Genomic DNA, 12,733 nt, shown 5'->3' on the forward strand with positions numbered 1-12,733 from the left:
GTCTGTAACGGAAGGTAGTATTAAATGAGAATCTTTCCTTCTTACCGAAGCCGGTATTTCCAAAATCCACATTGAATTTATAGTTGGGCGTATTAAAATTATTTACCTGGCTGTTGTTGCGGTTCTTCAGGAAATCGGACGAGAAATTCACTTTTGCCAGGAAATGTTTCGACAGGTCCACGCTCACACTGGCGGCATAGCCATAGGTATTCACTTTTTCCGCACCGTTATAGGCAATATTATACTGGATATAGGTGCTGTGATCCAGGAAGGCGTTGGGATCTGCAGTACCGGGCGTATTGGCCACATTCACATAGCCGATGAAATTTTTCCAGGTGGAATAGTAGCCCAGCACATCTATCAGCACCCGGCCGGCAATCAGCGAGGAGTAGCCTAACTCGAACGCATCTACCGATTGTGGCTTGATATCGTTTAAACTAAACTGCTTCAGGTCCGCAGGGTTCTTTGTGCGCTGGAAAGAATCTACGCTTTCCAGGGTATAGGCCGGGTATTTGTTGAACTGGTATACGCCGTTGAGCAGCCTGTCCGACCCGCCGGAGGCAAAGCTGTTGTAATCAATAGGGGTACTTTGGAGCGACTGTATATTAGACGGGAAGCTGTAAGCGTTCTGGTAAGAGAAACGGATAAAACTTTCTTTGTTCACTTCCAATACGGCAGATACCCGGGTAGTAACCCTCGGCTTTGCGAACAATGTATTCTTATCATACCTGAAAGCTGCCGCCAGGCTGAGTTTTTCGCGGATCACTTTTTTTGTGAGATGGGCGTACGCACTGTATTCGGCTACATCAATAGGGCTGTCGTTATCCGGGAACAGGGTGCCTTTGGAATCCAGCCGGTAAAGACGGTAGTTCAACCCCGCAATCAGCTCTGCAAACTTTACCAGGTGCGTAAAATTATACTGGGCCTCTGCATTGAACAACCGGCTTTTATCGGTGAACAACGTACCGCCTTTGGAAGTAGGGATACGGGAGATACTGTCTTTCAGATGGAGGAACTGTGAACTGCCGGCATCGGGCCTGCCCTGGTCGGCAAAGGCCCTGGCCAGGTTGCTGGCATCGATATAGCTCTTGCCCTGCGACATGGCCTCCAGCAGGGCGCTGGTGTATTGCGGGTACCAGCCGTCGCCTGTACTGGCGTCGTAGCTGGGCTTCCAGGCTTCGTTGATTAACTGGGCGGTAGGACTGGCAATAATAGTACGGCCGGAATTTTCCCGGGAGGTATAAGCCCTTACAAACCAGTGCTCCGCTTTTACTTCGGCACGGTATTGCCCCAGGTGAAAACCGGTGAGCGCATAACGGGTATCATTGCTGTACACCGCGTTGCCCTGCCCGTAGGTGCCTGACAGGATCGCTTCCAGTTTGGGCCTGATCTTGTAGCGCAGTTCCACGTTGGCTTTAAACATTTTGGCATCGCTGCTCAGGTAACCGTATTCGGTGTAGCCGGTGCGGGCTACCTTATGCTGACCTTCCGCCAGCAGGGGCGTAATAATAGGCTCCAGCTCCGGCACCTGTGCCAGGGCCCCTTCCAGGAAAGGGTTGATGTCTACCGATGTTTTGCTGCCGTAAATATTCACCCCGTTATAGTTAGGGTCCTGCCGGGGGCCACCGGGGCCGTTGGTATTGGTGGTATCGTTGGCCATCCAGTCTTTCGCCTGGGTATACTGCACATTTATTTTAAAGGCAAACTTATCGCTCACTTTTTTACCCCATCGAACGGTCCAGTCGTAGTAAGGTGATGGCCCCAGCGGGTCGTTGGCTTTTCCTTTCTTCACATGATTCACGCCCTGCGTGATCTGTGCGCTGAGCCCCTGGTACTTGAACGGGTCTTTGCCGGTCATCACCATGGTGCCATTGAGGCCGCGGGAACCGTACAATGCAGAAGAGGCGCCGGAAAGCACTTCCAGGTTGTCTACATCCAGTTCAGTAAGACCAATAATCGCCCCGATAGGGAAATTGAGACCGGGGGCCTGGTTATCCATGCCATCCACGATCTGCGTAAAATTGGTATTGCCGCTGGTGTTGAAACCGCGGGTGGTGATGGTGGTGAACAGGAGGCTGGAAGTGGTGACGTCTACTCCCTTGAGGCCCTGCAGCATGTTGTAGTAACTGGGCTGTGGGGAATTGATAATGTCTTTGGTGCTGATCCTTTCAATGGTAACCGGGGACTCAATTTTCTTTTGTGTAAACCGGCTGGCAGAAACCACCACTTCTTTTCCCAGTACCGAAGCCGGCGACAGCTCTATGCGCTGGAACCCGGGGCCGGAAATGATGATTTCTTTTGTTTCGAAGCCTACCGACGACAGTATAAGGGTAACAGGATAATTTTTCCGGGTAGAGAATTTAAAATTCCCCTGGTCGTTGGTGTAATCCCCGTTCTGTGCTTCCTTCATGGTAACGGAAACAACGGGCACTACTTCCTGGGTAACGCTGTTGCGGACATTGCCCGAAATCACGATCTGAGCATTTGCCGTAAGGCATCCCCCAAACAGGCATACCATACTTATAATAATAAAGGATCTTAACATCGGCAGGTGGGATTTAGATGGCTTGGTTGTTAGTCGTTTTGCCTTTGCGGCATAGCGATATTACCAAAATCCCTGCACTGAAAGTGTTGGTACCATTGACTTTGGGGCGAAACCGGGGCTATTGGGGGTAAAAATCAGGGCAGGGGGGCGAATCTTTCCTGGAAGGCGGTTAAACAGGTGGCAGATACCGGCACACTGATATCGCCCAATCCTTCCAGTTCCAGGTAATGTCCTTTTGTACTTTTCTTAAAAAGAACCACTTTGGAGATGTTTACAAGATAGGAACGGTGTGCGCGCACAAAGGTATCGGCAGTCAGGTAAGACTCCAGTTTTTTCAGGGAAGTTCTGACCAGTTCCTTGCTGATAGTATTTCCGGAAAGATAAAATACCTGCACGTAGTTGTCTTCCGCTTTCATGAGCAGCAATTTCCCCGGGTGCAGGGTAAGCACGGGCTTATCATGTTCATCGCGGATCAGGATACAGGGATCAGCAATGGGTTTGGCCACCTGTTCTTTTTCGAGGCGCTTCAGCTGGGCCATCTTCTCCCTGGTAAAGAACCAAAGGAGGGCTATGCAGTAAGGCAACGGTAAAATGAGGGCGACATAACGAAGGGTATTGATAAATTCAGACCAGGTAAGGAAGAAGGTGTCCACAAGGATTACATCCGCTATAGTAACCATCACCGTGATCCCCAGTATTTCTCCCACAAACCAGCAGAGATAGGTGGCGTTGGTAAGCCTGCGCCGCCATTTCAGCCGGTACAGCCCGAACTGCGAGATACATAGCACTACTACCCCGCAGAGGGTAAAAATAAAGAACAATGCCATCAGCGACAGCTGTTGTCCTTCATACCACATATTAATATTAAATGGCAGGAAGATATACATGAACAGGAAGCTGAAAACGCTGCAAAATGCGATCAGGGAAATCCTGTTGGTTACTGAATCCAGTAACGTAAAGCGGGGTTGCTCTGCAGCATACCTGGAAATGAGTGGCAAAGTAGGCAAGCTTTTCATGTAGTGGATGATTTGCTGTAATTAAGTTAAGGAAAAAAGCCGGAATCCGGGCGCAGTGTTAGAACCCCGGCTCCTCTCCCGGTTTCAGCGCTTTGCCCCGTTGCTTTTCCGCTATAGCAAAAGCTTCATCCCCCAATGGCCGGAAGCCTTTAGGCGCTTTGGAAGCCGGCCCCCTGTAAATGCCGATAAAAGGCATGGAGAAAGTTTTGCGGGTAACGGGATCGGTCATACGAAAGAACTGCGGGTACCAGCCCTGCACAGGGGTATTATCCGGCGGCGTTTTTTCCGCCGCCTTATTCCTGTTGGCCAGTATAGCATCCAGGGAGATGTTGTTAAGCGCAGTTGCCGAAAAGAAATAAACTTTGCGCCCGATCAACCGGCCATTCTTTGCCCCCTTAAAAACGCCGGCGTGGTGCCATTCTGTGGAAAATACGCCCAGTTCCTTCGCCGATATTTTAATATTGAACTTCTTCGACAACAATACAGCCGCTTCACCGGCTTTCAACAAGCCCTTTGCTTCTGCATCCTGGTAATTTTCTGACTTTCCCTGCCGCAGGTAATCACTCCTTTTCATAGTGGCAAGATACAATTAAGCGCTTTAAAAAGCGGGCCTGTATTGTTTTTAGCACCCGGCGCCCCAATAACAAACAACGCTCAAACCCGCCACAACCGGAGAAATTGCCTGCATGACCGACATAAACTGGCATATGTGTTGATGGTTGGTCCGGATGCCTGCCGGAAGGCGCCATTACTTTACGCCACAACAGCCGGGAACAATTACCTGGTCTTTATCTGGCGCATGCTGCAACAATACAGGGGATAGCGGCGTTTTAAAACGGTATTACCCTGAACGTTGGCCCGGATATTAAAACGGTCATCAGAAGAACTGAACAAATATCATCTTAAAACAAAAAAAATGGCAACAAAGAAAACCACTGCAGGAAAAACCAAAACAGCAGGAAAGAAAGCAGCTACTGCAAAGAAAGCAGCGCCTGCGAAAGCCCCGGCTAAAAAGGCTGCACCGGCCAAAAAAGCAGCGGCAACAAAGGCTACTTCGCCTAAGAAAGCGGCTCCGGCTAAGAAAAGTGCTGCCACCACCAAGGCTAGTCCTGCTAAAAAATCTGCTGGTGCATCCGGCAATTCAGGCCTGAAAAAACCACTGTCTCCTTCCGCCGACCTGGCTGCCGTTATTGGCGATAAAGCGCTGCCAAGAACAGAGATCGTTAAAAAGGTATGGGACTATATCAAGGCCAATAAACTGCAGGACACTGCCAACAAGCGCATGATCAATGCAGATGATAAACTGGGTAAGATATTTGGCGGGAAAAAGCAGATCTCCATGTTCGACCTGGCCAAAGTGATCAGCGTTCACGTGAAGTAAATTACCGGCAGGAAAGGTGAACCGGCCATGAGCGGGCGCCTCCGGGTAAATCCGGAAGCTCCCCTGCCGATATGTTACGCCCTTCCGGGAAGCATGTTTATATTTCGTTTATGAAACCGCGCTAATGACAGGATCCCTTCGGGGAAGCATGCTCCCATTTATTTATGAAGCCGGGACCAACCAGCGCAAATAATATGCTCCCTTTCAGGAAGCATGCTCATATTTCATTCTCAGGATCTCTTCTTCAATATCTACCAGTTCATGAAACTTCCTGATCAGCTCATGCGAGATGTGAGGATCCCTGTTCAGTTCGTGCAATATGCTACGCTGGTGATCCAGCATCTTCAGGTATATTTTCTTGTATAACTTATGATCCACCCCATCGGTTTTATTGTGCATGGCCACTGCTTTGCGGTGCTCCAGGTCTTCCCGCAGCTGTTTTAATGCTTCATGCGACCTGACTTCCTCGCTGAAATGCGTATCCAGGAAGTGAATGCTTCCTTCCAGCAGCTTGTCGCGGATCATCCGCTCCTGTTCTTCAGCAGGCAGATCATTATCGCGATCTTCCATTTTCACCCACCGGATCAGCACCGGCAGCGTGAGGCCCTGTACCACCAGCGTAAGCAGGATCACCGTAAACGTGATGAACAGGATGAGATTGCGCTGGGGAAAAAGCTGGCCGTTGTTCATGTACACAGGAATAGATAAAGCCGCCGCCAGCGATACCACACCCCTCATGCCTGCCCAGCCCAGGAGCAAAGGTCCTTTCCAGCCCGGGCGGCTATCGGCAGTAGTGATGTACCGGCTGATAAATACCGTGAACACAGAGGCGAACATGGTACAAAGCAAACGGGTTACGATCAGCACCACGGTGATAATAACGCCGTACTTGATCGCTTCTGAAAGACTAACACTGCCCAGTTCTTTAATGATCACCGGCAGTTCCAGTCCTATAAGCATAAATACCAGTCCGTTTAACATAAATCCCAGCGTGGCCCATACATTGGCTCCCTGCAACCGGCTCCTGTAAGTAAGGAAATGCTGGCTCCTGGCTGAGAGGAATAACCCGCCGCTCACCACTGACAGTACGCCGGACCCATGGAAATATTCGGCGGAGATATACATTACATAAGGCGCCGTAAGCGTCAGGATCACATCCATATCTGTACCCGTAGGCAACCAGCGGTGAATGGCATAGTACAATAACCCTATCAGCAACCCGATGGCAATTCCTCCCACAATAGCAATCACAAAGCTTACCGCCGCATCCTGCAACACGAATACACCCGTGGTAACGGCCGTGCTGGCAAAGCTGAATACGATCAAACTGGAAGCGTCGTTCATCAGGCTTTCTCCTTCCAGGATGGAGGAAAGTCTTTTAGGCACTTTCACATATTTCAGGATAGTAGTGGCAGATACAGCATCCGGCGGCGACACGATTCCTCCCAGCACAAAGCCCAGCGCCAGTGTAAACCCCGGGATCAACGCATGCGACACTACCGCCACTACCCCGGAGGTAAAGATCACGATCAGGAAAGCAAAGATGGAAATAACGCGCCGCCAACGCCACAATTCCTTCCAGGAAGTATACCAGGCCGCTTCATAGAGTAACGGCGGCAGGAAGATCAGCAGGATCATTTCCGGGTTGATCTGGATAGAAGGAAACAGCCGGAACATGCTGAGCGCCAATCCGCCCAGTACCAGTACGATCGGGTAAGCAATTTTCAACTTCTGGGCGATCATTACCAGCGACAAAATAAAAAAGATCAGTAAAATATATTCTATAACGGTAGCGAGCATACTAAAGATTCTGGTGCTTGAATTTAGTGCTCAAGTTAATATGTTTTCCTGATACCATAAAAATGCCCTCTCCCCGGTAATGTACCGTTTTAGGATACCTGGGATATACCGCCGCCCGTGCGGCCACTACTTCCAGTATAAAGAAATTGTAACCTTTCAGCAACCGGGTATCCGCCACCTTACATTCGTAATTGGCGTAACATTCCTTTATCAGGGGCGCCTTCACCACTGCCCCTTCTTCCGCGGTAAGCCCGAACTTCCGGAACTTGTCCACCCGGGCGCCCGTGGTATTGCCAATACCCACAATTTCCTCCACCAGGTGAACAGTGGGAATATTGATCACACATTCCCCGCTTTTCCGGATCATTTCATAACTGTGATTGGCAGCCGTGATCATACATCCTATCAATGAAGGGGAAAACTCCATCACGGTATGCCAGCCCATAGTCATGATGTTGGTCTTGTTTTTCCAGCAGGAGCTTACCAGCACAATGGGGCCGGGCTCCAGGAACCTGCGGATCTCTGATACAGGCAGGTCGGTTTTTTTATAGGCTCGTTTCATTGTCAGGTGATTTGCATTCAGCGCCGCTACTATTATTTACCGGCGCAATAAAACAACATCCGCAATAATCATACAAACACAAGGCGCCGGATATTTATTCCTATCAAGCAAAGGAAGATCTCCGCAGTTGTGTTTATTCTTATTAAATTGATACAAGTTTATCACTAAACCCAACCCATGACACCAGGAAAAACTGCCGCCGGTATTCTTCTATGCCTTATTTGTATCTATCATCCACTACGCGCCCGGCAGGGCGATCCAAAACAACTGCTGAATAAGGTGCAGCAGGTAATGATGCCGGCAGCTCCCAATAACGCAGCCTTCACTATCCCCATAAACGATAAACCCACTATTATTGCCACCGCGCCCGAAAACGACACCAAACAGCACCTGCCTGTGATTGTCACTTCCCGGCTGGGCAAAGGCAGGATACTGATCCTGGGGTCGGACCAATATTTTAAAAAACCCCTTTCCGGCGATAAAAATATACAGCAGTTGCTGCAAAACGCCGTTGCCTGGGGATCCAATTCACAAGGCAATACTATCCAGCTATGGGGCAGCAATATTGATCTTCCACCACTTCCGAAAGGATATAAAAGTATAACCGATACCGTTAGCATTCAGCCCGCAGCAGGCATTATCATCATTACTCAGGATATTACCGATTCGGTTAAAAGAAACAACCTGGAAACATTTGTAAGAAAAGGCGGCGCCATCATATTCGGTTCTCCCGTAACCGGCATTTTAAACCAGCAAAAGGTCCCTTATTTTGAATTGGGGCTGAACCAGTTGTTTATGAAAACGGGCATATTTCACGTCAGCTCTGCAGTGAAACCGGATGATAAAAAGAACTGGCTTACTATCCGCTCTATTCCTGCTTACGTGCATATCACTTCTTTGGTGAACAAATTTAAAACACCGGGATTTATTCCCCCCGCTGGTGAAGTGGACAGTTATACTAATACCATCGCCAATTACTTATTTAATAACCCGGATACATCCGCTTTATCCAATAAGATCAGGACATTATTCAGGTCGCAGGCCCCTATCATCCCTTCTCCCCAACATCCTCTTTCAAAAAATGATATAAAAACCTTTTTAACCTACTGTGTGCAGAACTACCTGGAGAAACAACACCAACAATCGCATCCCGACACAGGATATATACATCCGGCCAGCAAAATATTCCCCGGCGAAGTAAGTAAAACCGCCCCGAGAGTGAATGAACAGGTGCTGATCCCGGTAAAGACCGGTGCACAGGGCTTACTGGAGCCGGATGGTATTTTTTACCGGTGGCACAGCACCGGCCTGTATGTAGCCGCAGGCGACACGGTAACAGTGACTATTCCTCCCAACTGTGTTCCCCAACACCTGAAAGCGCAGATAGGCGTACATGAAGATAATCTCAACCACATGAATTATTATACCCGCCATATTGAAAACCTCACAAGAACATTTGAGCTGGAGCAACCGGTGACGACCATTTTTTCTCCTTTCGGCGGGTTGCTGATGATCAATATACCAGACACTACATCTCTCAAAACGCTTACGGTACAGGTAAGGGGCGCTGTTAAAAGCCCTTATTTTAAACAGGGCGTTACCAGCCAGGACGACTGGAAAAACACTATCCGCCAATACCCAGGCCCATGGGCGGAACTGGCTACCGATAAAATTATTCTCACCGTGCCCTCCTATCGCATCCGGCAGCTGGATGATCCCGGGAAGCTGCTGCAATTCTGGGATGAAGTAATGGACGCTGATGCGAAACTGGCGGATATTTCTCCCAACAGGACGCACCCGGAAAGGATCATTATTGACCAGCAGGTGGCCTTTGGTTATATGTTTACCGCCCCGCACAAAATTATGGCCCCCGATGATGAAAGCTGTGCACTTATGCTGGATGAAGACAGTTTGCGTGCAAAAGGTTCCTGGGGTCATTTTCATGAACTGGGCCACCGTCACCAGTTCTGGGGCATTGATTTCAATGGCCTGGGTGAAGTAACCGTAAACCTGTACACCATGTATGTGTATGATCACCTATTACATAAAGGGCTTTACAACCACCCGAACATTTCGGGCAAACAAGCAGTAATTGATGAGATAAGGAAGTATATGAAAGAACAGCCGGGTTTTGATAAATTTTGTGAAGACCCGTTCCTTGCTTTAAAAATGTATATCGAACTGATTGAAGGTTTCGGCTGGCAACCTATTGAAGATGTCTTCAAAAAATACCGCGCCCTGCCTGCTGCTCAATATCCCGCCACAGAAGAGGATAAAAGGGATTACTGGTTTACTGCTATCTGTGCGGCTACACAGAAAAACCTGTCGCTCTTTTTTGAGAAATGGCAGGTGTCTGTTACGGAAACGGCGAAGAAGTCTGTAAGTAATTATCCTTCGTGGTTACCGGAAGAACTGAAGTAACAATGGTTAAAACGCGCCCCTCTCCTGCAAGATCGGTTACGCATCCATCGGAAGCGCAGCTTACGGCCCTGGCATATCTTAAGCAAAGAGTTTCTAAGGCCCAGGGGACTTTTACAATAATTTACAAAGTTTACATATTAATTTACGATCCCGCCTCATCAAGCTGAAAGGATTAAAGTAGTTTCGCTGTTATCAAAATTTAATAGGATATAAAACTAAAGGACACGGTTTGAACAGCCTGCTATCGTGCCCGTCTGGCAGTGTTTCTGTTCTCCATGATTAAATAGAAAAGATCATGAAATACACACCCATCTATACTTTGTTCTTAATGTCCGTTTTTCACACCTCCTGTGGTGGACAAAATCAAACAAACCCACCACAAAGCAATTTCAGTAAAGAGCACAATGGCTTATCCGAGTCTCAACTTAAAGAGTTGACTACCTCCAGGGTACCTATGAGCCAGGTTCGGAATGTAAAGCAAGATAGAAACGGAAACATTTTGATTGCTGCATCATGGGGTGGTGTTTTTCGCTACGATGGAAAATCGTTTATTAATCTCACAAGTAGTAAAATAGGCTCGCACAGATTCTGGGACGTACTGGAAGATCGACGTGGAAACCTTTGGCTCGCTTCCACTGATTCAGGTGTTTATTATTACAATGGGAAATCCTTTCAACATTTTACAATCAAGGATGGACTTGCCAATAATCGGGTCATGTCTATTTATGAAGATAAAGCCGGTAATATTTGGTTTGGCACCGGAAGTGGCGTAAGCCGTTATGATGGGAAATCTTTTCGAAATTTTACAACTAAAGAAGGGCTTTCCAATAATGACCTTACTACTATCATGGAAGACAAAACCGGAAAATTATGGTTTGGCACAAGGGGCGAGGCTTGTTTTTATGATGGAAAAACATTTACCACTTTAAAAAACAAAGATGGTAAAGGGTTTAACAACGTTTGGTCAATAATCGAAGATAAAAAGGGAAGCATTTGGTTTGGTGACGATGATGGCCTTTGGCGGTATAACGGCAGTGCCTTTACAAATGTATCGCAGAGAAGGGCTTATGCGATAGTCGAAGATAAAAAAGGGAACATCTGGACTACTGGTGAAGTAAATCCGAAAGTCTGGGCACTTTCCCGTTATGATCAAAAATCCTTGTACAATAAAATGCCCACTGTAACAGAAATCATGTCAGGTCCACCAGCTTTTTTGGGACTTTTGGAGGCTAACGATGGAAGTATTTGGTTTGGATCTGGAGGTGGAGTGTATCGTTATGATGGAAAAATCTTCACGGACTTTAAAAGCGCCCCCTCTTCGGCACGCTGGTAATATTGAAACAGGATAATACTGCGCCTGGATCTTCGTCGCCAGGCGATGCTTTATCCTGTATCAGGCCTGCAGGCATTGTTATCATATGCCAAAGCTACAGCGAACCTGCATAAAAACACTAGCCCTGTTCAAAATCGAAAAGGCAGTGTGCTAACATACGCAGAACACCGCCTTTTTTCATCTAATAAAACCCCTTTATCAGCAGGTAATCCTTCTCCTCCGCTGCGCGCTGCTTCAACAGCTCCGCATCTTTTGATAATAATTGCACCGTGCTGCTGATCAGGATCACCAGGCGAAGGATACAGAACAGCAATAGTATAGTGGCTGTGATAAACATATAATAACTATTTAACAGAAAGAATGTATGCAGATAATTCGTTGAGATCCTCTTTCGATAACTGCGGGAAGCCGGGCATCTGCGGGTATCCGGCCCTTTTCTTTCCCGGTGTTCTGATCCATTGCTGTAAGCCGGCTACATCGTTCTTATAGATGCTTACCATTTCCGTTACAGGCGGGCCTACCAGTTTTTCGTAGGGCCGGTGGCAGGAGGAACAATTAGCCTGGAAAATGGCTGCCCCTTTTCCTCCTTCCCCTGGTGGCGTTTCTACTTCCTCTTCCACCGGGTGCACTCTTGCCTCGGCCGATAAGCGCTCAAACTCCGCGGTTTTGGCGGCCATCAGTTTTTTATGCGGCGCCAGTGCATTCGCCCGGTACACGTGCCTGCCACTGCCCATAAACAGCACTGTGAGGGTCATGGCTGCCACCACTTTACCAAAATGTTTGCTGAGCTGCTCCTCCGGTCCTGTGATGGCCTTCCACATCCAATACATGGCGGGCAGCGCAATGGCCGCCCCTGCAAAAATGATCCCCAGCAGGCGCCAGTTCATTCCTTTCGCCGGCAAGGTTAACAGCACCACCGGCCCGATCATAAACTGGAACAATGAAAATGCGAAAGCCAGTGAATATGCTTTCTTCCTTACCTGGTACCGGGTAAGCGTAGTAAAGTAACGTTCAAAAGGATAATTCTTTCTCCCGAAATACCAGCATAAAAACAAACCCGTTACCGCCATAGAAGCAGAGAGAAAGTGGAGGTACCGGGGAAAAACGTTAGGCAGCGCCAAAGCGCTCACGAATCCCCTGACGGTGCCCCACTTCTCAGGAAATAACATCAGGTTAATGTTCGCTAAAAAAATAAGCGGGATAAACAGGAACACTCCTACCGCTGCCGCGATAATGGATATATGCAGCGGCTTATTATGCGCCAGTTTATGCCAGGTATACTTATGCAGGTAAGTAAGCAGGAAAGCAAAAGTTACCAGGGGGATAATGGAGATCCACATCAGCCCTGTAAGCGCGTTGGCAGAATAAAAATAAATCGTGTAAAGCGTATTGATGCTCAGCAAGGGCGCTACCCCCAGTACTACCGCCAGGCTTTTATTGACTGTAATAGTGCGCGCAATTTCATGCGCCAGGGTATCATATGCTTTATCCTTCAGTCCTTTCAGCTGCGCCCACAAAGTGAGCACAGCCCCGCCCAGCATCAGGTTCACGAATATAATATGCGCCAGGAACGATACTACCAGCAATACTACCAGCAACCATTCGGGCAAAGGCAGATCCAACGGGATATCTCTTGGCACAGGCGTGCCCGCCTGCAAAAAAGCTGTCATGTTTC

10 protein-coding genes are annotated in these 12,733 nt (G+C 48.2%); 3 read left to right on the forward strand and 7 right to left on the reverse strand.

Annotated features, from left to right (window positions below; translation table 11 throughout):
* From VIM72_RS27220 to VIM72_RS27230, 3 genes are all read right to left on the reverse strand, one after another.
* The coding region (locus VIM72_RS27220) for a TonB-dependent receptor (protein ID WP_332005963.1) at positions 1-2,545 on the reverse strand (2,545 nt) is incomplete at its 3' end.
* A 134-nt stretch (positions 2,546-2,679) separates the two neighbouring features.
* Positions 2,680-3,561 carry a LytTR family DNA-binding domain-containing protein gene (locus VIM72_RS27225; RefSeq protein WP_332005964.1) on the reverse strand — a complete coding sequence of 294 codons (882 nt, stop codon included), beginning with the start codon at positions 3,559-3,561 and terminating at the stop codon, positions 2,680-2,682.
* A gap of 58 nt (positions 3,562-3,619) precedes the next feature.
* Complete coding sequence (locus VIM72_RS27230; protein WP_332005965.1) at positions 3,620-4,135, reverse strand: hypothetical protein; 516 nt, start codon at positions 4,133-4,135, stop codon at positions 3,620-3,622.
* Between the two features lie 342 nt (positions 4,136-4,477).
* Here VIM72_RS27230 and VIM72_RS27235 point away from each other — a divergent pair, with 342 nt between their 5' ends.
* A complete protein-coding gene (locus tag VIM72_RS27235) occupies positions 4,478-4,942 on the forward strand; it encodes an SWIB/MDM2 domain-containing protein (protein ID WP_332005966.1) in 465 nt (154 codons plus the stop codon).
* A 204-nt stretch (positions 4,943-5,146) separates the two neighbouring features.
* Here the strand turns inward: VIM72_RS27235 and VIM72_RS27240 are convergent, their stop codons facing one another.
* A complete protein-coding gene (locus VIM72_RS27240; protein WP_332005967.1) occupies positions 5,147-6,742 on the reverse strand; it encodes a Na+/H+ antiporter in 1,596 nt (531 codons plus the stop codon).
* A gap of 1 nt (position 6,743) precedes the next feature.
* Positions 6,744-7,304 (reverse strand): flavin reductase family protein, encoded by a 561-nt coding sequence (locus VIM72_RS27245; RefSeq protein ID WP_332005968.1) that lies wholly within the window; start codon positions 7,302-7,304, stop codon positions 6,744-6,746.
* A gap of 177 nt (positions 7,305-7,481) precedes the next feature.
* Here VIM72_RS27245 and VIM72_RS27250 point away from each other — a divergent pair, with 177 nt between their 5' ends.
* Both VIM72_RS27250 and VIM72_RS27255 read left to right on the forward strand, forming a co-directional pair.
* Positions 7,482-9,725 carry a M60 family metallopeptidase gene (locus tag VIM72_RS27250; protein WP_332005969.1) on the forward strand — a complete coding sequence of 748 codons (2,244 nt, stop codon included), beginning with the start codon at positions 7,482-7,484 and terminating at the stop codon, positions 9,723-9,725.
* Between the two features lie 295 nt (positions 9,726-10,020).
* Positions 10,021-11,058 carry a ligand-binding sensor domain-containing protein gene (locus VIM72_RS27255; protein ID WP_332005970.1) on the forward strand — a complete coding sequence of 346 codons (1,038 nt, stop codon included), beginning with the start codon at positions 10,021-10,023 and terminating at the stop codon, positions 11,056-11,058.
* A gap of 181 nt (positions 11,059-11,239) precedes the next feature.
* On the opposite strand, the gene VIM72_RS27260 is transcribed toward VIM72_RS27255, so the two are convergent.
* On the reverse strand, positions 11,240-11,395 hold the full coding sequence (locus tag VIM72_RS27260; protein WP_332005971.1) for a hypothetical protein: 156 nt from the start codon (positions 11,393-11,395) through the stop codon (positions 11,240-11,242).
* Positions 11,396-11,402: 7 nt separating this feature from the next.
* Positions 11,403-12,728 (reverse strand): cytochrome c, encoded by a 1,326-nt coding sequence (locus VIM72_RS27265; RefSeq protein ID WP_332005972.1) that lies wholly within the window; start codon positions 12,726-12,728, stop codon positions 11,403-11,405.
* Positions 12,729-12,733: the final 5 nt, after the last annotated feature.

The organism is Chitinophaga sp. (genome assembly GCF_036569185.1).
Classification (GTDB): Bacteria; Bacteroidota; Bacteroidia; order Chitinophagales; family Chitinophagaceae; genus Chitinophaga.